The organism is Loigolactobacillus jiayinensis (assembly GCF_003946445.1).
Taxonomy (GTDB): Bacteria; Bacillota; Bacilli; order Lactobacillales; family Lactobacillaceae; genus Loigolactobacillus; species Loigolactobacillus jiayinensis.
On record NZ_RHOF01000054.1, the window covers coordinates 1 to 23,392 of the forward strand.

The 23,392-nt window shown below is 43.4% G+C and carries 22 protein-coding genes and 1 tRNA gene; 3 read left to right on the top strand and 20 right to left on the bottom strand.

Features of this window, described 5'->3' with window-relative positions; translation table 11 throughout:
- Nucleotides 1-77: 77 nt before the first annotated feature.
- From EKM80_RS11930 to EKM80_RS11995, 14 genes are all read right to left on the bottom strand, one after another.
- The gene (locus tag EKM80_RS11930) at nt 78-503 is read right to left on the bottom strand and encodes a F0F1 ATP synthase subunit epsilon (RefSeq protein WP_125553513.1); all 426 of its coding nucleotides are present in this window, start codon (nt 501-503) and stop codon (nt 78-80) included.
- An 11-nt stretch (nt 504-514) separates the two neighbouring features.
- Nucleotides 515-1,963 (bottom strand): F0F1 ATP synthase subunit beta, encoded by a 1,449-nt coding sequence (gene atpD, locus EKM80_RS11935; RefSeq protein ID WP_125553515.1) that lies wholly within the window; start codon nt 1,961-1,963, stop codon nt 515-517.
- Nucleotides 1,964-1,999: 36 nt separating this feature from the next.
- The gene (locus tag EKM80_RS11940) at nt 2,000-2,935 is read right to left on the bottom strand and encodes a F0F1 ATP synthase subunit gamma (protein ID WP_125553517.1); all 936 of its coding nucleotides are present in this window, start codon (nt 2,933-2,935) and stop codon (nt 2,000-2,002) included.
- A gap of 14 nt (nt 2,936-2,949) precedes the next feature.
- Nucleotides 2,950-4,476, bottom strand: coding sequence for a F0F1 ATP synthase subunit alpha (gene atpA / locus EKM80_RS11945; protein WP_125553519.1), 1,527 nt, complete (start codon nt 4,474-4,476; stop codon nt 2,950-2,952).
- A gap of 40 nt (nt 4,477-4,516) precedes the next feature.
- The gene (gene atpH, locus EKM80_RS11950; RefSeq protein WP_125553521.1) at nt 4,517-5,059 is read right to left on the bottom strand and encodes an ATP synthase F1 subunit delta; all 543 of its coding nucleotides are present in this window, start codon (nt 5,057-5,059) and stop codon (nt 4,517-4,519) included.
- Nucleotides 5,046-5,570, bottom strand: a complete 525-nt coding sequence (gene atpF, locus EKM80_RS11955; protein ID WP_125553523.1) for a F0F1 ATP synthase subunit B — start codon at nt 5,568-5,570, stop codon at nt 5,046-5,048. The genes atpH and atpF overlap by 14 nt, the downstream gene beginning before the upstream one ends.
- Before the next feature lie 107 nt (nt 5,571-5,677).
- Nucleotides 5,678-5,890, bottom strand: a complete 213-nt coding sequence (atpE, locus tag EKM80_RS11960; protein WP_125553525.1) for a F0F1 ATP synthase subunit C — start codon at nt 5,888-5,890, stop codon at nt 5,678-5,680.
- A gap of 32 nt (nt 5,891-5,922) precedes the next feature.
- A complete protein-coding gene (gene atpB / locus EKM80_RS11965; protein ID WP_125553527.1) occupies nt 5,923-6,639 on the bottom strand; it encodes a F0F1 ATP synthase subunit A in 717 nt (238 codons plus the stop codon).
- 391 nt (nt 6,640-7,030) lie between these two features.
- Nucleotides 7,031-7,660 (bottom strand): uracil phosphoribosyltransferase, encoded by a 630-nt coding sequence (upp, locus tag EKM80_RS11970; protein ID WP_125553529.1) that lies wholly within the window; start codon nt 7,658-7,660, stop codon nt 7,031-7,033.
- Between the two features lie 124 nt (nt 7,661-7,784).
- Complete coding sequence (locus tag EKM80_RS11975) at nt 7,785-9,035, bottom strand: serine hydroxymethyltransferase (protein ID WP_125553531.1); 1,251 nt, start codon at nt 9,033-9,035, stop codon at nt 7,785-7,787.
- 146 nt (nt 9,036-9,181) lie between these two features.
- The gene (locus EKM80_RS11980) at nt 9,182-10,198 is read right to left on the bottom strand and encodes an L-threonylcarbamoyladenylate synthase (protein ID WP_125553533.1); all 1,017 of its coding nucleotides are present in this window, start codon (nt 10,196-10,198) and stop codon (nt 9,182-9,184) included.
- A 19-nt stretch (nt 10,199-10,217) separates the two neighbouring features.
- Nucleotides 10,218-11,054 carry a peptide chain release factor N(5)-glutamine methyltransferase gene (prmC, locus tag EKM80_RS11985; protein WP_125553535.1) on the bottom strand — a complete coding sequence of 279 codons (837 nt, stop codon included), beginning with the start codon at nt 11,052-11,054 and terminating at the stop codon, nt 10,218-10,220.
- On the bottom strand, nt 11,047-12,129 hold the full coding sequence (gene prfA / locus EKM80_RS11990) for a peptide chain release factor 1 (protein WP_125553537.1): 1,083 nt from the start codon (nt 12,127-12,129) through the stop codon (nt 11,047-11,049). Before prfA ends, prmC begins: the two co-directional genes overlap by 8 nt.
- Before the next feature lie 127 nt (nt 12,130-12,256).
- Nucleotides 12,257-12,838: a thymidine kinase gene (locus EKM80_RS11995; RefSeq protein WP_125553539.1), complete on the bottom strand. Its 582-nt coding sequence runs from the start codon at nt 12,836-12,838 to the stop codon at nt 12,257-12,259.
- Nucleotides 12,839-13,025: 187 nt separating this feature from the next.
- Here EKM80_RS11995 and EKM80_RS12000 point away from each other — a divergent pair, with 187 nt between their 5' ends.
- Nucleotides 13,026-14,378 carry a Mur ligase family protein gene (locus EKM80_RS12000; protein ID WP_125553541.1) on the top strand — a complete coding sequence of 451 codons (1,353 nt, stop codon included), beginning with the start codon at nt 13,026-13,028 and terminating at the stop codon, nt 14,376-14,378.
- Nucleotides 14,379-14,599: 221 nt separating this feature from the next.
- Here EKM80_RS12000 and EKM80_RS12005 read toward each other — a convergent pair whose 3' ends face one another.
- The 6 genes from EKM80_RS12005 to EKM80_RS12030 form a co-directional block, all read right to left on the bottom strand.
- Entirely contained in the window at nt 14,600-15,346 is a 747-nt protein-coding gene (locus tag EKM80_RS12005) for a glucose 1-dehydrogenase (RefSeq protein ID WP_125553543.1), read from the bottom strand.
- Nucleotides 15,347-15,470: 124 nt separating this feature from the next.
- Nucleotides 15,471-16,433, bottom strand: a complete 963-nt coding sequence (manA, locus tag EKM80_RS12010; protein ID WP_125553545.1) for a mannose-6-phosphate isomerase, class I — start codon at nt 16,431-16,433, stop codon at nt 15,471-15,473.
- Between the two features lie 53 nt (nt 16,434-16,486).
- Nucleotides 16,487-17,518, bottom strand: a complete 1,032-nt coding sequence (locus tag EKM80_RS12015) for a serine hydrolase domain-containing protein (protein ID WP_125553547.1) — start codon at nt 17,516-17,518, stop codon at nt 16,487-16,489.
- A 61-nt stretch (nt 17,519-17,579) separates the two neighbouring features.
- The gene (locus tag EKM80_RS12020) at nt 17,580-19,454 is read right to left on the bottom strand and encodes an ABC transporter ATP-binding protein (protein WP_164509557.1); all 1,875 of its coding nucleotides are present in this window, start codon (nt 19,452-19,454) and stop codon (nt 17,580-17,582) included.
- 1 nt (nt 19,455) lies between these two features.
- Nucleotides 19,456-21,189, bottom strand: a complete 1,734-nt coding sequence (locus tag EKM80_RS12025; RefSeq protein WP_125553551.1) for an ABC transporter ATP-binding protein — start codon at nt 21,187-21,189, stop codon at nt 19,456-19,458.
- A gap of 36 nt (nt 21,190-21,225) precedes the next feature.
- On the bottom strand, nt 21,226-21,855 hold the full coding sequence (locus tag EKM80_RS12030; protein ID WP_125553553.1) for a TetR/AcrR family transcriptional regulator: 630 nt from the start codon (nt 21,853-21,855) through the stop codon (nt 21,226-21,228).
- 343 nt (nt 21,856-22,198) lie between these two features.
- Here EKM80_RS12030 and EKM80_RS12035 point away from each other — a divergent pair, with 343 nt between their 5' ends.
- Nucleotides 22,199-22,699, top strand: a complete 501-nt coding sequence (locus EKM80_RS12035) for a CPBP family intramembrane glutamic endopeptidase (protein WP_225418877.1) — start codon at nt 22,199-22,201, stop codon at nt 22,697-22,699.
- Nucleotides 22,700-22,945: 246 nt separating this feature from the next.
- A tRNA-Glu gene (locus EKM80_RS12040) sits at nt 22,946-23,018 on the top strand.
- Nucleotides 23,019-23,392: the final 374 nt, after the last annotated feature.

Below are 23,392 nucleotides of genomic sequence, written 5' to 3' on the forward strand. Positions count from 1 at the left end.
AAACAGATAAAAGTTTATATTATTTCAATTGTCAACTTGACAGGGCCTAGTACACTACCAGCTTATTTAAGAAAAATTTAATGTTTAGCCACATTGATTCGGTTCAAGGCACGACGCAACTTAATTTGCGCGCGCGCCAATTCATCCGCATCATGTTTTTCTTTAGCTTCTTTAATGCGTTCTTCTGCACGATGTTCAGCTAATTGTGCCCGTGAGACATCAATATCATGTTCACGTTCCGCAGAATCAGCAACGATTGAAGCAACGTTGTTTGACATTTCCATGAAACCACCATTAACGGCGATTGCATCTTCATGTTCTGGATCATCTGCTCGCTTGACACGAACCTCATCAATCTGTAGTGGTGCAATAATTGGTTCATGATTTGGCATGATCCCCAACTGACCGTCGAGGGCCTTCACAATAACCATTGTTGCATGATGATCGTAAACGATCCCATCAGGAGTGACAATATTAACTGTCAAAACTGGTTTGTCAGCCATTTGTGCACCTCCTAATTAGCTGCAGCTTGTTTAGGTTCAGCAGTTGTTGCACTATCTTGACCGTAACCCATCTTCTTCGCCTTTTCGACAGCTTCTTCGATTGGGCCGACACCACGGAAAGCATCTTCAGGAAGATCATCGTATTCACCAGCTAAGATTGCTTTGAAACCTTTAACGGTATCAGCAACCTGAACGTAGGAACCGGGTTGACCAGTAAATTTCTCGGCAACACTAAAGTTTTGCGACAAGAAATTTTGAATCCGCCGAGCACGAGCAACAATAATTTTTTCGTCGTCAGACAATTCATCCATCCCCAAAATCGAGATAATGTCTTGCAATTCATGATAACGTTGTAAAATTTGTTGGACTTGTGTGGCAACTCGATAATGTTCTTCACCAACAATTTCTGGATCCAAGGCACTGGATGAAGAAGCTAATGGATCAACGGCTGGGTAGATCCCTTGTTGAGTCAATGACCGTTCCAAGTTGGTTGTAGCATCCAAATGGGCGAATTCAGTCGCTGGTGCCGGATCAGTATAGTCATCGGCAGGCACATAAACGGCCTGAATTGACGTAATTGATCCTTTTTTAGTCGAGGTAATCCGTTCCTGCAATTGGCCCATTTCTGTAGCCAATGTTGGTTGGTAACCTACGGCTGAAGGCAAACGACCTAATAACGCAGAGACTTCAGAGCCGGCCTGAGTGAACCGGAAAATGTTGTCAATAAATAACAACACATCCTGGCCAGCAACGTCACGGAAGTATTCCGCTAACGTAACCCCAGTCAAGGCAACCCGCATACGAGCACCAGGTGGTTCGTTCATCTGACCAAACACCATCGCTGTATTATCGATAACGCCGGTTTCTTTCATTTCATAATACAAGTCATTACCTTCACGTGTCCGTTCACCGACACCGGTAAAGACAGAAATACCACCATGTTCTTCGGCAATATTATGGATCAATTCCTGGATCAAAACGGTTTTACCAACACCGGCACCACCGAACAACCCAATTTTCCCACCACGAAGGTAAGGTTCAAGTAGGTCGATAACTTTGATCCCAGTTTCGAGAATTTCTGAAGATGTACTTAAATCTTCAAAGTTTGGTGCTTCCTTGTGGATACTACTACGTTCAGCATCCGCTGGGAATTTATCACCGAAGTCGATTGTTTCACCTAAAACGTTAAATACACGCCCTAATGTCGCTTTGCCGACTGGCACGGAAATAGAACCACCGGTATCGTCAACGGTCATACCCCGTTGCAATCCATCGGTAGATTCCATGGCGATTGTGCGCATAACGCCATCGCCTAATTCCAAAGCAACTTCCAACGTTACTGTTTCATCCTTTGCTTTACGGACTAGCAGCGCGTTGTTGATATCAGGGAGTGAACCATCTAAGGGAAACGAAACATCGACAACTGGGCCCATAACCTGGACAATTTTACCAGCACTCATATTGCTTTGTTCCTCCCGTCATTTAAATTACTAGGACTACTCTAATGCACTGGCCCCAGCCGTAATTTCTGTAAGTTCTTGTGTGATCGCACCTTGACGAGCCCGATTATAGGTCAACGTCAACTTATCGATCAAATCATTAGCATTATCAGTTGCACTGCGCATGGCATTCATACCAGCAGAATGTTCTGCCGCTTTAGCGTCCATTAAGGCACCAAAAATCAAACTAGCAGCATACTGTGGCAAAATGGCATCCAGTACTTCTTCTTGCGAAGGATCTGCGATATATTCAATATGCTGATCCTTAACCTCAGCGACATCTAAATCGGTGATCGGCAACATTTTTTCCGCCCGGAATTCCGAACGTAACGTGTTGACATGGTGATTATAACAAACATAGAGTTCATCAAACACACCCGAATCGTACATAGAAACTGCAGTAGTTACGATTTCACGAACTTCGTTAAAAGTCGGTACGTCGCTCACACCACGGTATTCATAAGCAATATTCATGCCCCGATTCTTGAAAAAGTCAGCACCAGTGCCGCCAACCGCCATAAAGACGTATTCATCAGCTGTTTTGTGATCAGTCGTGATCATATCAGTAACGGCTTTAATAACGCTACTGTTATAACTACCAACTAAACCACGATCAGAAGTAATCACAAGATAGCCAGTCTTTTTGATTGGCCGTTGTTGCAACATGCTACTGACCTTAAGCTGATCCTGTGGTGTTTGCGGATCATCACTTTTTTCACGTAGATCATTAGCGTTATTCATCGCTAGTAATTGCGCAGCAGCCATATGGGTTACGATTTCACGAATTTTAGAAGAATATAGCTGATAAGCGTTGGATTTCTTTTCGATCTGATTCAACTTAGATGCCGAAACCATTTGCATGGCTTGGGTGATCTTTTCGGTGCTTTTAGTCGATGCGATCCGGCGTTTGATCTCAGTTAATGATTCAGCCATAATCTCATCTCCTTCTAGTTCGCGGCTGTTGCAGTAGCACTCGCTTTAAAGGTGGCTGCAAAAGCCTTGATCCCTGCATCTAGTGAATCGTCTTCTGGTAATTTACCAGTTTTAGCGATTGCCGCCAAAACATCAGCATGACTACCATCGAAGAAATTGAATAGATCTGCTTCATAACGACCAAGATCATCAACCGGTACACTGTCTAAGAAACCTTGACGCAGAGCATAAAGGATCAAGACCTGCTTTTCAACAGGTAATGGCTTATGCACTGGCTGTTTTAGTACTTCAACAGTCCGCCGACCACGATTCAATTTAGATTGCGTTGCCGCATCTAGATCAGAACCGAACTGAGCAAAACTTTCCAATTCTCGATAAGAAGCTAGATCCACACGCAAAGTCCCGGCAACCTTCTTCATCGCCTTGATCTGCGCATCACCACCGACACGGGAAACAGAAGTCCCGGCATCGATTGCTGGCCGTGTACCTGAATAGAACAAATCACTATCCAAGAAAATCTGGCCGTCAGTGATAGAAATAACGTTGGTTGGGATATAAGCAGAAACGTCCCCAGCTTGAGTTTCGATTACTGGTAAGGCAGTCATTGAACCGCCACCCAGCTTTTCACTTAGCTTCGCTGCACGTTCCAATAAACGTGAATGGGTATAGAAAATATCACCTGGGTAAGCTTCACGACCTGGCGGACGCCGTAACAGCAAGGAAATCTCACGATAAGCCGCTGCCTGTTTTGATAAATCATCATAAATGATCAAGACATGCTGGCCGTTATACATGAAATATTCACCGATTGCTGCACCGGCGTATGGTGCCAAATAAAGCATTGGTGCTGGTTCAGAAGGACCGGCAGTGACAACGATGGTATAATCCATTGCGCCGTAACGACGTAAGGCTTCAACCTGCGCACGTACCGTTGATTCTTTTTGGCCAATGGCAACATAAATACAAATCATATTTTGGTTCTTTTGGTTAATGATCGTATCAATGGCAATTGACGTTTTACCAGTTTTACGGTCACCGATGATCAATTCACGCTGGCCACGGCCAATCGGAACTAACGAATCAATAGCTTTCAAACCAGTTTGTAGTGGTTCATAGACGGACTGACGATCCATAACCCCAGGGGCTTTGAATTCAATTGGCCGTGTATGTTCAGTGGCGATTTCGCCCTGACCATCAATTGGCTGACCTAATGAATTAATAACCCGTCCGATCATGTTATCACCAACAGGGACTTCCATGATCCGACCAGTACGTTTTACCGTATCGCCTTCACGAATGTCGTCATATGAACCCATAATAATGATCCCGACATCATTTGTTTCCAAATTTTGTGCCATACCATATGAACCATTTTGAAATTCCAATAATTCATTGGCCATTGCATTGTCGAGGCCATGTGCTCTTGCGATACCATCACCAACATAGGTTACGGTACCGACTTCTTCAACAGCTAAATCAGCCGAATAATTAGCTAATTGCTGTTTGATCAAAGAACTGATTTCCTCAGCCTTGATGCTCATAGGGTTCACCTCTTTTAAAATAAAACCTTTACTGAATTAATTAACCTAGTAGCAATTGGCGAACTTGCGCTAATTTGCTCCGAATACTGCCGTCGATAACCATATTATTAGCCTCAACGATCACACCACCAATAACAGTTGCATCAACTGCGTTGTCAATGGTTACTTTTTTAGCACCAAACCGGGTTGCTAGCTGTGTTGCTAACGCCGTTTGTTGGGTGTCACTTAAGGTAACTGCAGATGTTACTTTGGCATGGATGATACCATTAACTTGATCGTAACGTTGCACAAAAGCAGCGAGGATAAATGGCATTTCATTCATTCGACCGTAGTCAAAAACCATTTGGATCAAGTTTTTAACACTAGCCGACGCGCCTTGCTGCAAGCTGGCTAAAATAGGCTGCTTTTGGTCTAAGGTCAACGTCGCATTGGTCAATACGCTTGCTAAAGTTGGCGCATCAGCAAAAACTTGCTGTAATGCCATAACATCAACATAAACGTTATCAACTGTTTCTTGTTCTGTCGCTAGATCAAATAAAGCCGTGCCATATCGTTGCCCGATCGTATATTTATCTAGCGCCATTTTGCTTCCCCAACCCTTCGATATAAGAATCAATCAGTGCCTTTTGGTCAGTGGCATTCAGTTCTTTTTGAATGATTTTAGAAGCAATCTCAATAGATAGAGCAGCGACATCGTTTTGGGCACTCTTCAGTGCGTCAGCGCGTTCTTGAACAATATCTTTTTGAGCATTAGCTTTTAAAGTTGCTGCATCAGTTTGCGCTTGATCCATAATAGTTTGGCGCTGTTTTTCACCATTTTGGCGTGCAGTAGTCACAATACCAGTAGCTTCTGTTTGCGATTTATCCAACTCAGCTTGACGTTTAGCCGCCAGTTCAGTTGCTTCATTCCGGGACTTTTCCGCATAGTCCAAGTCACCAGAAATTTTGTTTGCACGTTCATCCATCATTTTAGTGACTGGTCCCCAAGCAAAATGCTTGACCAACGCAATCAAGATAATAAACGAAATCGCATAAAATAGCAGATCACCAATATATAAACCACTGGCTGCACCAATAACGAAATGTGAAAGCATCTATTGACACCTCCTTTGTAAGAATGTGTTCCGCGGTACGCAGACCGCTTGAGTCACAGAAATTTTTGTTCAATCAAAAAAGGCAGACTTAATGCTGCCTGCAACAATTAGTTTGACATCAACATAAATGAAATGACGATGGCAATAATTGGAAGGGCTTCGATCAAACCAACACCGATAAACATTGTACTACGTAATTGACCGGATAACTCTGGTTGGCGAGCCATACTTTCGATTGTTTTGGAGATAACTTTACCATTACCATAACCTGCGGCAATAGCGGCACCTGCGGCTGTAATAGCTGCTGCAATAAAATTCATAATTAACTTTCCTCCCTAAGGCTTTGTTTGGTTTATTCTTCTACTTCAACTTTCTTCGAAATATAAACCGTGGACAAGGTGACGAATACATAAGCTTGGATACTACCAATGAAGATTGAGAATCCTTGCCAGATCATCTCCAGCGGTAACGCGACAACTGTGGTCACGAGACCGTGAGACTTTGCGACACTGCCGATCAAAGTCAGCAGAACTTCACCGGCAAAGATGTTCCCGTATAGACGGAATGCTAGTGTCAAGAAATTAGTAAATTCCTCTAGGATGTTGATTGGTAGCATAAAGCTGACGGGACGCATATAGGAATTGACCAAATATCCCTTAAACCCGAAGACTGCAACGCCAAAATAATGTGATACCAACAACACCAGCAATGCTAAGGACATTGTCACCATTGGATCAGAAGTTGGCGACTTGATCAATGTCTTACCACCAATAATGACCTGGATCAACAATCCCATTTGGTTGGCAACGAAAATAAACAGAAACAGCACAAAAGCTAATAAATTGAACCGTTTCCCCTGCTCACCGGGAATGTTAGTCGAGACGATACCGTTGGTAAAATCAATGAGCCATTCCAGCACATTTTGCTTGCCCTTTGGTCGTAACGCTAAATTACGCGACAAGAACCAAACTAGACAGAAGACAACTACCATTGCTAGCAATCCTGAAACCACGTTTGTAAGGTTGAAGGTTAGGCCCAAAAACTTTACAACGTAACTCTCTTCATTCACAGAATCTCACCTCTTTTCACAACCGATTTGTTTCTACAGTGTTGTACGGTTAAAACCATATGTAACCCAGAATCACTGCATTCTGAGTGTATCATAGAACTAGACCGCTTTAAAGCACATTTGCAGAAAAGACTTTAGACAATATACGTTGCATACTTATCTAAAATACAATCGTTATAATACCACCAATAGACTAAAAATACAAAACTGATTATGGACATATGCAAGCGTTTTATATCAGTTGAAAGCGAATTAAAGCGCGTACCCACACATTTACAATAAAATTGAATTTATTTTTTATATATAATATCCATAATATCCAAAACGATTAAATAAAAAAAGCCTAACTTGCGTAGCCTTTTTGGCCGTGCAAGTCAAGCTTAAGAGCTGATTATTTAGTACCAAATAAACGATCACCGGCATCGCCTAAGCCAGGCACAATATAACCGTCTTCGTTTAGATGATCATCGAGGCCAGCCACGTAGATATCAACATCAGGGTGTGCTTCTTGTAAAGCCTTGACCCCTTCTGGTGCTGCCACTAAGCCGACAAATTTAATCTGCTTAGCCCCACGCTTTTTCAATGCATCAATGGCCATAATTGCTGAGCCACCAGTGGCAAGCATTGGATCGACCACAAACATTTCACGTTGATCAATATCCGTTGGCATTTTAACGAAGTATTCAACTGGTTTCAAAGTCTTATGATCACGATACATACCGATATGTCCCACTTTTGCTGCGGGAATCAATTCCAAGAAGCCATCGACCATGCCTAAGCCGGCCCGCAAAATCGGCACAATTGCTACCTTTTTACCCGTTAATGATTTTTGCGTGGTTTTAGCAATTGGCGTTTCAACAACGACGTCTTCAGTTGCCATATTGCGTGTCACTTCATAGGCCATCAAAGTCGCGATTTCGTTGACAACTTGTCGGAATTGTTGCGTGCCGACACGCTTGTCGCGAATGATCGTTAATTTGTGTTGGACTAATGGATGGTCAATAACATGTAGTTCTCCCATGATTACGCTCCTCTATTGATTTAGTTGCAGACTGCAGAAAACGGCACACACCAAAAAAATCAGCGTGTCCCGTTTTCCCAATTTGATTACTTATATTCTAGCGGATTATCGTCGCTATGGCTAGTTAAAATTCAAAACTTTTTGCATTGATCGGAAATTGTTCCGTCAGCGCAAAAACTTCTTGCTTAACTTCGGCCAAAGCAGCTGGATCTTCACGTTGTTCAATTGCCTTTAAAATCAGCCGTGCAACTTGCTTAGCTTCAGTTTCCTTCATACCGCGGGTTGTAATTGCTGGTGTTCCAACGCGAATGCCACTGGTCCGGAATGGGCCGTTTTGCTCGCCAGGAATCGTATTTTTATTCACAGTAATACTAACAGTATCCAATAGATCCTGTACATCGCGGCCGGTTAGTCCAAATGGTGTGATGTCCAATAACATTAAATGATTATCAGTCCCACCAGAAATAATTTTAACCCGGTCATCAGCGTTGAAGACTTCAGCCATGGCTTTTGCGTTAGCAATAATTTGCTTGGCGTAATCTTTAAAAGCTGGTTGCAACGCTTCCTTAAGCGCAATTGCTTTACCGGCAATCACATGTTCCAGTGGCCCGCCTTGAATGCCAGGAAAAACAGCAGAATTGATTGCTTTAGCGTATTCGGCTTTAGCTAAAATCAACCCGCCACGTGGTCCGCGCAATGTTTTATGGGTCGTTGTCGTGACAATGTCAGCATATGGTACTGGGCTTTGGTGCAGGCCTGCGGCAACTAAGCCAGCAATGTGCGCCATATCCACCATTAAATAAGCACCAACTTCATCAGCTATTTCACGAAATTGCTTAAAATCAATTTCACGACTATACGCAGATGCACCAGCAACAATCAGCTTAGGCTGGAAATCATGGGCTAACTGCCGAACCGCCGCAAAATCGATTCGGCCAGTTTCAGCGTCAACGCCATAACTTTTGAAGTCGTAAGTTTGACCGCTAAAGCTCATTGGCGCACCATGCGTCAAATGTCCACCTTCAGCTAAGCTCATACCGATGACACGATCACCAGGTTCAAGTAATGCTGAGTAAGCTGCCATATTCGCACCAGAACCTGAATGAGGTTGGACGTTAGCGTATTCGGCACCAAATAATTCCTTAGCCCGATCAATTGCCAACTGTTCAATAACATCAATGTATTCACAGCCGCCGTAAAAACGGTGCTTAGGGTAGCCCTCGGCGTATTTATTAGTTAGAACACTGCCTTGCGCCGCCCGCACTGCATCAGACACAATGTTTTCGGATGCGATCAATTCAATATTATGTTCCTGTCGCTGTTCTTCTTCATGAATTGCCTGCCAAACTTCTTGATCATCAACGTGAAAATCCATGCACATCGTCCTTCCAGAACTATTATTTGCTTGCTTTCAATAAGGCATGCCCGCCCTACCGAATATGCCGATTATACCATAGAAAAAAGGCGCCGCAAAAGACGAATCGCATCAATCGTCTGCAGCACCTTCGCTAACTTAGGTTATCATTTTTGGACAAAATATTGTTGACCAGCTGATTTAGCTACCCGATTCATGTAAGCAACACCTAAACCGACAGCTGGGAATTCTTCCGCAAAAATAAATTTAACTTCTGGTAATTGATCATAGTGCCGCAACCCATCAAATAAACGCTGACTAGCTGTAACAATCGAATCGCCTAATGAGAAACGATAATCAGCTGCTAGTACTGGAAATTTAGCCAACACCTGATCGGTGGCCATTAAGCCAAATGGTTCACCTTGTGCCCGCGCCCAGCTAGCCGCCGCTTTAAAATCAGCTGCTGCAGTCACATAAACTTGAGCGTTTGGCGCGTAATGTTTATATTTCATCCCAGGTGCCTTAGGAATTTCATCCGGTTTAACTTTATGGTGGTCAGCATCAATTGACCCAATCACCGCTTCAATATCTTCTTTGGTGACTGCACCCGGCCGTAAAATAGTTGGCGTTGGCGTACTAAGATCGATCACCGTGGACTCCAAGCCAACACCAGTAGGACCATCGTCGACAACACCGGCAATTTTACCAGTAAGATCGTGCAACACATGCGCCGCTAACGTTGGACTGGGTTTACCGGACGTATTGGCCGATGGACCCACAATTGGTCGCCCTAATTGCTTAATTAAATCCAAGGTCACTTGATTACGCGGATTACGAAATGCCGCTGTATTCAAGCCGCCGGTAACCGTTTTGGCAAAAGCGCCTGGCTTTAAGGGCAGAATAATTGTCAATGACCCTGGCCAAAATGCTTGCGTTAACTTTTCTGCAGTCACTGGAAAGTCGGCTACGTACTGCTTAACTGTTGCCACATCTGCTACGTGAACAATCAACGGATTATCACTAGGCCGCCCCTTTGCCTGATAAACTTTTTTAACGGCCGCTTCATTCGTTGCGTCGGCGCCTAAGCCATAAACCGTTTCCGTGGGAAAAGCCACCAATTCACCTGCGGCTAATTCAGCTGCAGCCGCTGCTAACTGATCTGGTTGAAAAACTTTTGTTTGCAACGTACTTCCTTCTTTCAATTTAAAATTTAAGCTGGAGCATCCGCTCATGACCAGCTAAATCTTGCCGAAATGCCACTTGACTGTCAGGCAATAGCTGCGCCGCCAGTTTAGTTAACGCTGGCCGTTGTTGATAGCCGAATTCGCCGAAAAACTGACCGCTAGCCCTTAAATGCTGCGGCAAGCCAGTTAAAATGCGCCGATAAATGGCTAAACCAGCCTCTGCCGCAAACAGCGCTGTTGCTGGTTCATGTGCCAATACGCTGGCATCCATGACTGAGCGCTCACTTGGTGCAATATACGGTGGGTTGCTGACAATGACGTCAAACTGTTCTGCTTGTAACGCCGCAAAAACATCACTTTGCTGAAATTTAATATCTGCACCTAATTGTTGCGCGTTTTCCGTGGCCACGGCTAGTGCAGCAGCCGAAATATCACTGGCCCACACCTGCCATTGTGGTTGTGCCAACTTTAGACTAATCGCAATGGCCCCACTACCAGTACCAAGATCCAGCACTTTCAGAGGTTGCGCTGGTAGTTCATTTAGCGCCCACTCAACTAATTCCTCGGTTTCTGGCCGCGGAATCAACGTCGCCGGTGTCACCTTGAATTCATGACCATAAAAAGGGGCGTGGCCAATAATATATTGAGCGGGTTCATTTTGAGCCATCCGCTGGACATCGCTTTGAAATTGCCGCCACATTGCAGATGGCATTGGTTCACGATAACGCATTAATAGTTGCGTGTTGGTCCAATTCTGCCGTTCCAGTAATAAAAAGCGCCCAGCATCTTCTTGCTGATGCTGTTTTAAAAAAATAGAGGCCCAACGCAAGGCCTCAAAAAATGTCGGATCAGTCATTTTGGAGCTGCTCTAACTTGGAAGTTTGCTCATGTAAGATCAAAGCATCGATGATATCCTCTAATTCGCCATTCATGATGCGATCAAGCTTATTTAGCGTCAAGCCAATTCGATGATCGGTCACCCGATTTTGCGGATAATTATATGTCCGAATTCGTTCTGAACGATCACCGGTACCAACTGACTGCTTACGGTTTTCATCATATTCATTTTGATTTTGGCTTTCATAGTAGTCATACACCCGGGTACGCAAAATCTGCATTGCCTTTTCCCGGTTTTGTTGCTGTGAACGCTGATCCTGCATTGCAACCACGATCCCAGTTGGTAAATGGGTCATCCGAACAGCTGATGAGGTTTTATTAATATGCTGACCACCGGCACCAGAAGAACGATAAACGTCGGTGCGGATATCCTTAGGGTCGATATCCAAATCGACAGCATCGTATTCTGGCATAACGGCAACGGTTGCCGTTGAAGTATGGACTCGGCCTTGTGACTCAGTCTGGGGAACGCGCTGAACACGGTGAGCACCGTTTTCAAATTTCAATTTTGAATAAACACTATCACCGGAAATCATGATAACAACACTTTTAAAACCGCCGACTTCGGTTGGTGTTTCGTCGACCGTTTCAACAGTCCAGCCTTGTTTTTCTGCGTAGCGCATGTACATATTCAATAAATCGCCTGCAAATAAGCTTGCTTCATCACCACCAGCAGCGCCACGAATTTCCATGACGATATTTTTATCATCGTTGGGATCCGTTGGCAACATTAACAGTGTCATTTCATGCTCTAATTTTTCTTTTTCAGTATTTAATTCAGCTAAGTCCTGCTTAACCATGGCATCCATTTCCGGATCTAACTTTTCACGCAGCATCGTGTCGTTTTCTTTGATCTGCTCAACGATATCCTTGTAATGGTTATACTTCTCCGTGGTTTCGCGGATCTCGCCTTCTTCTTTTGACAACTTCATAAAGCGTGGTGTGTCGTTGATAACTTCAGGATCGGACAGCAAACCTTCCAATTCTTCATGACGATCAACCACTGTTTGCAATTGTTCAAACATTTCGTCCATGATTAGTTCCTTTCATAAGCTAGAGTTAGTTTTTATAGTTTTGTGTGTCTATAACGCTTGGTTAGTGAAATAGGCTTAGATGCCTAACGCCGCAGACCAAAACATAAGCGTTTTTCACGCAAACGCCTTATTTCAATTGGCTTAGATCAGGATGGAAATAATGCTTACGACAAACTGGGTAGTAAGCTTCATTGCCCCCGATTTCGATTTGCTCGCCTTCATAGACAGGCTTACCGTTGGCGACGCGCATGTTCATCAATGCTTTTTTGTTACAGAACCAGCAGATCGTTTTGATTTCCACAATTTTATCCGCATACAACAGTAAGTACTTTGAACCTTCAAATAATTCGTTACGGAAATCGTTTTTCAAACCGTAAGTCATCACTGGAATATTCAACTCATCAACGATTTTAGCGATTTCCAACACGTGATGTTTCTGTAAAAATTGCGCTTCATCAATTAAAACACAAGCAGCGCCAGGATTCTCTTTCTTGACTACATCACAAATATTCGTTTCAGCAAAAATCGGCAGTGCTTGCCGCCGTAAACCGATCCGGCTAGACACATAACCGATTTCATCGCGATCATCTAACCCTGAGGTCATGATGATCACGGATTTATTCTGCTCCTCGTAATTATGGGCGACCTTTAAAATATCGATCGTTTTGCCGCTATTCATCGCACCATAATGAAAAAACAACTGGGCCATCCTTGTTCTTACCCCTTTTCATTGACATTCTTATTCAGTATAATCGATTTTAGTGAAAAATTCATCTGCAAATTGCCGCGTCTAGTTACTTTAAACTATTTTATTAGTCGAAGCAATGTTTTCAGAAAGGCTACACCACTAAGTTGTGGTATGCTCAAGTTAACTATTCAAATCAAAGGGGCTCATTATGTCATTAAAAAGTTCATTTGCCGCAACTGCTGGCCGTTCAGCTTATTGGTTTCTGCACACGTTTATGAAAGGCGGTAGCTCGCTACCTGGTAAAATAACCAACCGCCTTGATCCAGATATTTTGGCCACGTTAGGCCGCGACTATGAAGTTGTGATCATTACTGGTACCAATGGTAAAACGCTAACCACCGCTTTAACCGTTAAAGTGCTCCAGGCTAAATACAGTGATATTCTAACTAATCCTACTGGCTCAAACATGAAACAAGGCATCATCACCGCTTTTTTGACACATAAGCGTGGTCGCTCGGGTAAGCAGATCGCTGTTTTAGAAGTTGATGAAGCCAATGTGATCGAAGTCACTAAATACATTAAACCAACTGCCTTTGTGTTCACCAATATTTTCCGTGATCAAATGGATCGTTATGGTGAATTATATACGACTTACCAAAAAATTCTTGACGGTGTAGCGAATGCACCAGATGCTACCATTATTGCTAATGGCGACGCGCCAATTTTTCATTCGCGGCAGTTACCAAACCCCTTCATTTATTATGGTTTTGATCACCAAGCAGATACTGAAATGAAGGCCGAATACAATACCGACGGCGTTCTATGCCCTGTCTGCAATCATATTTTACATTACAAATCTTTGGTGTATAGCAATTTAGGTAAATATTATTGTCCTAATTGCGGCTTTGCGCGGCCGGAACTGCAACACCGCGTGACTGAGCTAACCGAACAAACCCCAACTAGTTCTAGTTTTGTGATCGATGGTCAGCCAATCAAATTAAACATCGGTGGCACCTATAATATTTATAATGCCCTAGCCGCCTATAGCGTTGGCCGTTACTTTGGCATTGAACCCACTGCTATCGCCCAAGCGTTAGATGCGGATGAAAAGATTTTTGGCCGCCAAGAAGTGATTCAAGTTGGTGACAAAGCGGTGACGTTGATCTTAGTCAAAAATCCAGTTGGCCTGAACCAGGTTTTTGATTTGATTCGCTTGAACCAGCAACCTTTTTCCCTAGTCACGTTACTCAACGCCAATTACGCTGATGGTATCGACACCAGCTGGATCTGGGATGGTAAGTTTGAACAAATGGCTACGCAGCCGATTCCTAGCTTTATTGCCGGTGGTGAACGGGTCAACGATATTGCCTTTCGCTGGCAAGTTGCTGGCGTACCGGAGGAAAAGTTATACCAGATCAAGGATTTAAGTGACGTTGCGGAGAAGATCAAAACGCTACCAACGCAACAAGTTTATGTGCTAGCCACCTATACTGCCGTTTTACAGCTGCGTGAAAAATTTGCCGCGCAAGGCTTTATTGCCGCCGCCAACCGGAAACACTAATTTAATTGCAGTAACGCAAATAAGCCTGTCTCAGCTTTTCAAAAGTTGAGCAGGCTATTTGTTTGGCGCTAATTTTTGTGTAAATGTACCTAAAAAGAGCTAGATGCCCTTTTAGTTCCTTACTAATTTAATGAAGTAGCGTCACTAAGTGTTTCGTTTGTATATCCAACTAATGGTTGAAATAATTTGATCCACGCTTAGTCATTGGCCACAACAATAAATCATTGCGCTGTATAACCACCATCAACGACAAATTCGGCACCGGTGGCAAATTTTGCTTCATCTGAAGCTAAGAACAAGCACATATTGGCAATATCCAACGGTTCACCTAAATGCCCCATTGGCGTTAATTGTTCCTCGTGGGTTACAACATCGGGCGCACAATCAACTAACGGCGTGTGAATATAACCAGGGTGCACCGTATTGACCCGGACATTATAACCTTCCTTGGCCGCGTACAACGCTGCTGACTTCGAGAATAAGCGCACGCCACCTTTACTGGCATTGTATGCCGCTAGCATGGGTTCGCCAATAAAGCCTTCGATTGATGACATATTAATGATTGAACCACCATGTTCCTTCATCGCAATCATCGCGTACTTAGTTCCAAAGAAAACACCGTCTAAATTGATGGCCTGCAATTTGCGCCATTCTTCTGCGGTTGTGTGTTCAACGTCCTTAAAAAAACAGATACCAGCATTGTTAACTAAAATATCTAACTTACCGAACTTGTCTTGTACCGCCTTAATAATTTGTGGCCACTGCTTGTCGTCACCAGTATCTTGGGTTAGAAAAATAATGTCATCTGGTGCATTAACCGTCGCTACCGCTTGCTCACCTAGATCAGCGTGCCGACCTGTGATCACGACTTTGGCGCCTTCTTCAATAAAGCGTTGTGCACAGCCAAGGCCAATACCTTTCGTACCACCGGTGATCAATGCCACTTTACCTGCTAAACGACCTGTCATATAATTGCCTCCCAAATATTTTTTAGTTCGAACAATTATATTTTAGTCCTTTTTCACGTAAATGAAAGCGTTTTATTAAAAATAATCAAAAAAAGCGACTGCACGCAGCCGCTCAATCCGTTCTCTATGCCTTTACACCAGGCTCAGAAGCAATAATTTGTAGATCACCGGACAATTGCCACTTTTTGACCGCAAATGGTAGTAGACAATGTTGGCCTTTAGTTAATGGATAACTTTGTCCGTCAACTGTGAGTGTCCCCTGACCAGCTAAAACTGACACTAACGTATACGGTGCGGTTTGGCGGGTCAATTCTAATTCACCCTTAACTTGCCATTCGTAAACAGTAAAATACGGCGCCTTAACGAAAGTGGTCACTTTTGAATCGCCAAATTGTTGACTAGTAATGTCTAATTTGGGTGCAACAAACGGAACCGTTGTGGTATCAATTGATTGTTGAATATGCAGTTCACGCTTTTTACCCGTTTTGGCATCGACACGATCGTAGTCATATAACCGATACGTGGTATCACTACTTTGTTGTGTTTCTAACGCCATAATGCCCTTACCTAGTGCATGGATCGTGCCACTAGGAACGTAGAAAAAGTCGCCGGCTTTAACTGGTACGTGGCGGAACAAACCTTGCCAATTTTCTGAATGGATCATATCCGCTAATTCTGCTTCATTTTTTGCATTGTGACCATAAATCAGTTCTGCACCAGGATCAGCCGCAATAATATACCAGCATTCAGTTTTACCTAGTTCATGTTCATGCTCAGCGGCATAGTCATCGTCGGGATGCACTTGCACCGATAAATCAGCCTCAGCGTCTAGAATCTTAGTCAGTAACGGAAAGACATCACCTTTTGCGTTACCGAAAACATCGCGGTGGTCACGCCAAACTTCAATCAACGTTTGGCCGGCGTAAGGGCCATTTGCCACTGTGCTAGGACCATGGGGATGCGCCGAGATCGCCCAACACTCGCCAGTGCGGTCGCTGGGTAGCGTATAGCCAAATGCGTCATGTAATTTAGTGCCGCCCCAGATTTTTTCTTGAAAATATGGCTGTAAGAAATAAGGTTCTGCCAAAAAAATCACTCCTCTTTTCACTTAAATGCTCGTTAATAGTTTACCGCTTTCAGCTATGAGAGTACAGCCTTAATCCCCTGCGCCGCTGTTTCCTGTAAATACGTCGCCACGATCTGATCACGACGCGCTAAATAAGCAGTATTGGGTGCAGTGGGATGAATCCGATTAGATAGGAAAACAAACGCATTATGCGTCGAACCATCAAGCAAAATAAAATGACCAACAAAACCAGTATGATAAAGCACGGCATGACCGTCACTGGCCCGTAACAGCTGCCAACCTAGACTACGACCACCGCCAAAACCAGTATAATCTTGATACAGGCTCGCAATTGTTGCTGGCTTAATTGGCGGCTGACTAACCGTAAAGTCACCAAGCATAAAGCGACTAAATTGGAGCAAATCAGCTAAATCAGAAAATAAACCAGCTGAGGCGCAATGCTCACCTAAAATATAGGCTTTTGGATCGTGGACGACTCCTTGAATCAGGCCACGACCAGCAGGCTCAAAACTAGCTGGCACGCAGCGCGCTTTTTCCGGAGCAAAGGTCATGGTGTTTAACTGAAGTGGTCGCAAAACTTCACGAGTCAGCGCAGTTTGGACAGGTAATTTCAATAACCGTTCGATCACCCAGCCTAGGTAGATAAGGCCAGTGTCACTGTAAACCACTTTACGGCAAAAATCAGCCCCCACTTGTAACCCTAGCAACGCCTTGGTCAAGGCTGGTGCTGCCAGTTGATTACGATGGGGAATATATCCGGTGATGCCGGAAGTGTGGGTCAATAAATGGCGTAACGTTACTCGGTTATCACCAAACTCAGGTAGATATTTTTGCACTGGATCAGTGATGGCTAAGCGTCCTTGCTCTTGTAATTTTAAAATTAGCGTGGTCGTAGCAACAACCTTGGTCAGCGAGGCCAAATCATACAATTGACCAAACTGTAAGTTGTGCTTTTCTGGTACTAATTGACTAGCACCAAAATAATTAGACCAGGTTTGTTGGCCGTGAATAAAGCCGTAGCTGACGCCTGGCACGACTTGGTCAGTGACTAGTGCACGAATTTTTTGTTCCGTTTGTGAATACACATACTCAGCTCCAATAAAAAAAGCAAAGGCCAGAAACACCTTTGCTTTTACTATAACGCAATTACGAAACAATATTACCGGAAAATTGACTATTGTACAAATCAGCATAAAAACCATTTTTGTCCATTAATTGATCGTGAGTCCCAGTTTCGATCACATCACCATGATCCATAACAATAATGTTGTCGGCATCACGAATCGTTGACAAGCGATGCGCGACGACAAAACTAGTCCGATTGGCCAATAACCGTTCCATAGCGTGCTGAATATGAACTTCAGTCCGTGTATCGACCGAGCTAGTTGCTTCATCTAAGATCAGAATTTCTGGATCCGCAACAAATGCCCGCGCAATCGTCACTAACTGCCGTTGCCCTTGGGAAATATTTGACGCCGCTTCATTCAGCACCGTGTCATAGCCGTTAGGTAACCGACGAACAAATTCATCCACGTGGGCAGCTTTAGCCGCAGCCATAATCTCTTCACGCGTCGCATCTTCACGGCCGTATTTCAGATTATCATAGATTGTGCCCGTAAACAGCCAAGTATCCTGTAAGACCATGGCAAAATGCTGCCGCAACGCTTCACGGCCTAATTGACGCGTATCAACGCCATTCAAGCGAATCGTACCGCCACTGACATCGTAAAAGCGCTCCAGTAGATTGATAATTGTCGTTTTACCGGCACCAGTTGGTCCAACAATTGCGACTCGCTGGCCTTTTTGCACCTGTAAATTGTAGTCGTTCATCAACAATTCACCTTGATTATAGCCAAATTGCACATGATCAAAGTCAATAAAGCTACCAGTTGCTTGTACTTGTGGCTTTTCAGTCGGATCAGGACTCATTTCTGGTTCGTCCAGCAGCGCAAAAATCCGTTCCGCGGAAGCAATTGTTGATTGGATCGTGTTCATTAAATTGGCCAGCTGTGAAATTGGCTGAGAAAATTGGTTCATGTACTGTAAGAAGGCCTGTACATTCCCTAATGTAACCGCACCGTGCGTGACCTGAATGCCACCAATAATAGCAACAAAGACATAGCCAATATTATTGAGAAAAATCATTAATGGCATAATGATTCCAGAAATAAACTGTGCTTTCCAAGCGGCGCGATAATAATTCGTATTTTGCTCTTCGAAGGCTTCAATAGCAGAAGCTTCCTTATTAAAACTCTTCAGCACTACGTGACCACTATAGTTTTCTTCGACTTGATTATTTAATAAGCCTAAGCTACTCTGTTGTGCAGCAAAGAAACGCTGTGACCGCGGTGCAATCACGCCAACGATAACTAAGCTTAACGGAATTGTGATCAGCGCAATCAACGTCAATTTCCAACTGATCGTCAACATCATCCAGATCGTCCCAATGAAGGTCACGGTACTGGTGACGGCTTGAGTTAAGCTTTGCTGCAACGTACTGGCAATATTATCCATATCGTTAACAGCGCGTGACATGATATCACCGTTACTGTGCGTATCGTAATAATTGATTGGTACCCGCTGCATTTTTTCCTTAAATTCGCGGCGTAATTGATACACCGTTTGTTGAGAAACACGGGTCATAATAAACTGCTGGAAAAAGTTAAACAACGCTGAAGCCAGATACATTAGTACAACAATAAGGATGATCTGCTTGATTTTATCAAAGTCGATCGGCAACTTACTGACCGTTTCGCCAGCCTTTTTCATTGCTTCGCCTTGCATGATCCCTTTATAAATTTCCGTCGTGGCTTCACCGAGAATTTTCGGCGTCCGAATTTGGAAAATAACTGAGGTTACCGCTAAAATCAAGACGACGACTATCGCAAATAGGCGATTCGACATATACCGTAATAAACGTGCAGTCGTCCGCCAGAAGTGTTGTGGCTTTTCGACTAAACCAGCGTGATTACCGGGGCCGTGACCACCCATTGGCGGCCGTGTTGGCGTACTTTTACTCATATTATTCCGCCTCCCCATCTTTTAGCTGTGATGCAATGATTTCTTGATAAACGGCATTATCAGCCTTTAACTGTGCATGCGTTCCTTTACCAACTAACCGACCATTATCCAAAACTAAAATAAGATCCGCGTCAGCGACCGTTGCGATCCGCTGAGCAACAATGATCACGATTCGGTTTTGAATACGACTGTCTTCACGTAACTCAGCCCGTAATTGAGAATCTGTTTTGAAATCCAATGCAGAGAAGGAGTCATCAAAGACATAAACAGCGGCGTCCTTGACCAAAGCGCGTGCAATGGCTAAACGTTGGCGTTGTCCCCCAGAGAAGTTACCGCCACCTTGTTCAACATGCGTATCTAACCCAGCATCAGCAGTGATAAAATCGTCAGCACGCGCAATTTTTAGTGCGCGCCAAATAGCTTCATCGCTAGCGTTAGGATCGCCATACTGCATATTTTCACGCACGGTCCCAGTGAAGAGAATCGCCGTCTGCGGCACAAACGATACGGCTTCACGCAAGTCATGCTGACTATAATCACGAATATCGGTACCATTTAGACTGATCTGGCCAGCCTCCACATCGTAAAAACGCGGCAATAAGCTGACCAGCGACGTTTTACCCGAGCCAGTCCCCCCGATGATCGCCACTGTTTGGCCACTTTTAGCCTGGAAGTCAATATCGACTAGCGCACGATTTTCCGCACCACGGTAACGATAATCAACGTGATCAAAAGTTAATTCACTATGATCTAGATCCGCTGGTAAGGCAGCTGGCTTAGGTTGATCCTTAATTTTCGAATCTAAGGACAAAACTTCTTGGATTCGCAAGGCTGAAGCTTGGGCCCGTGGGATTAAAACAAATACCATTGATAGCATCATAAAGCTCATCAGAATTTGCATTGCGTAGGTCAAAAACGCAATCAAATTACCAACTGGCATCGAGAAATCAGCAATCAATTGGGCGCCAAACCAAGTAATCCCAACGTTAGTCGCACTCATCATCAAAGTCATGATTGGGAACATCACAGCCATGATACTGAATACTTTAATGGCGTTGTGGGTGTAATCTTGGTTAGCACCTTCAAAACGTTCTTGTTCAAATTTATCGCGGCGGAACGCACGAATAACCCGTACGCCGGTTAAACCTTCGCGAAAAACCAGATTAATTTTATCAGTTTTGGTCTGCATTGCTCGGAATAATGGAACCGCAAACCACATTACGATACCAATAAAAATCGCCATTAACGGCAAAATAACTAAGAAAATTAAGGTTAGCCGCTGGTTTTTACTATAGGCCAGCACACTAGCACCAACCAACATAATTGGTGCCATGATCATCATGCGCAACGCCATCATCGCCACATTTTGAATTTGGACGACGTCATTAGTTGTCCGCGTGATCAGTGATGAAGTTTCAACCTGATCAAATTCATCATTGGAGAAGTTGATCACCTTACGATAAATATCTGAGCGCAATTGCTGGCCCAGATGTTGTGACGTGCGCGCTGCCAAAAAGACATTCCCGACGGCAGCTAATACACTTAAAAGCGCAAAACCAACCATTTCTGCACCAACACGCCAAATATAGTTGATATCGCCTTTAGCAACCCCGTTATTGACGATATTAGCAGTTAAACTTGGTAGATTCAGGCTACTGATGACCTGCACGATCATAAATAAGAACGCTCCAGTAACAGCCCAAACCGACATTCGACCACGTGCTATTTTAAGCATCTATTTCACTTCTTTCCAGTTTACAAAATTAGTTGGCTAATTGATCGCCACACCGTGTTCAAGCCAATCTAAAGTTTGTTCAAATTCTTGATCTAATTGTGCCACAGTAATTTTCTCACCGTGTTGCTGGCGTAAATAATACGAACCCAGCGTTTGAAATAGTGCTGACATCAGAATATGGGTCAATATGCTCAATTCATGTTTGGTTGAAATCTTCAATCGCGAAAAATCAACAGCAGTATAATAATCAGCATGTCCGTGGCGCCGGTGGACTTTTTGCGTATCTGCTGAAACTTTGCGACTGTTCTTATAGGTCATGTTCAAAAACATGTTTTTATAAAATGCCGCATTCGGTCCGACAATGATTTCTGTGGTCATTGCTTTGAAGTAATGGCGAAAAGCCGCAAATAAATCGCCATCAGCAACTTGTAAACTATCAATTAAAGAATTATGCGCTTGTTTATGCAAGTAATCAGCATAATAATAATAGAGGTCTTCCTTATCCGCAAAGTATTGGTAGAAGCTTCCCCGCGGGATTTCGGCGGTGGCAATAATTTTACTGATCGAGGCCTCATGCAGCGGTACACGCGAAAATTCCTGTTGTGCCGCGTCAATTAGGCGCTGTTGCTTAGCCTGCGATAAGTTAAAAAAAGTACGCGTTGGCATTTTTATCCTCCTTAGATAGTTGAATTTTATTTTATGACACGCTGTCGTTTATATGACAGTTTGTCATTATAGAAGGTTTTAGCTGAAAAAGCAAGCTAGACGTTTGGCAAGTATAAAAGTAAGATTCGTGCTATTATTGGATTACTTATATTTCGTGAGGTGACTACTTATTAAATCAAAACAATCTAATTGGGCGACAATTCGCCATATTGGTTATTTCTGCCTATTACTTTTAGCCGAGCAATTACCACTAACTGGCTTAAGCTTAGCTAGTGTCGTAACCGGCACCCAAACTACATTAACGTACGTTCTGGGCAGCCTTTTCTTGATTATCGCGGTGCTGATGACAATTTTATTTTGGCAGGTCTACCATAAGGCCGTCGCTGACAATCACTTTGAATTTCAGCAGCGCTTGCAAAAACATGATTGGCTACTGATTGGCGCCGGCTTCATTATTATGTTGCTGATCAATGCAGCTACCCTTCCTTTTGTCAAAAGTAGCGGTAACAGCAACGTTGATAGTTTGACTAGTCTGCTACAAAGTTTTACCTTCTTCATGTTGATCTTTGTTGCCTTTATTGGTCCAATTCTAGAAGAAGTCCTGTTTCGTGGCTTATTTCTTAATTGGTTCTTTCCGCACCAACGTATGCTCAGTATCATCTTGAGCTCATTGATTTTTGGTACCTTTCACGTTGACTTTACCAGTGGCCAAATCGATCCAATTTATTGGCTATCAAAGGTACTGTTAGGCTTGGTGCTGGCCTTAGTTTACAATCACACAAAAAATTTAAAAGCATCGATCATCTTGCACATTCTCAATAATACGTTGGCTGCATTCGTTTAATCCATCATTATGCAAGGCGCTATTGTCCTTATAGATTATTCTGGCCAATCATAGTAAAAATAGAATTAGTCGCTTCAATGCCGCTATCCGTGCCAAATGAATCCAATAGCGCACAACTTTATTTTAAGGCTGAATTTTCATTTGACGGCGCAACTGTTTTTCATGGCTCGCTTAACTGATTATTAAAAAAGACTTGACCGTAATGCTAAGTTCCGGTAAGATTATATATGTTCCAAATATTGATCTTGCCCGTTGGTCAAATTGGTTAAGACGTCGCCCTCTCAAGGCGGAGTTACGGGTTCGATCCCCGTACGGGCGATAATATAAGACTTTGGCAAAAAATAGAGATATAAAAACCCCGACATAACGGGGTTTTTATTTTGGAATAAACTATAAAAAACTATATAAAACGATGCTATTGAGAACACTTTGAGAACCGTTTATAAATTCTCCTTCTATAATATATTCAATTTAGTGCAAAAAAATAAGCCACCATCTCGGCTAAGAGATAGTGGCTTATTTTAAATCGATAGTACAGGACTGATTTTTTTAGCGATTAAAGCCTATTGTATCAGCATTCTAAGCCGTTTCAATTAACATGACTATCCATATTTTTTGGGTAAAATTAGGTTAAAAAAATGGCTCTATACTTTATCCTGTTGATAGATTGCTCAAAGTGGTAATCTATTAGCG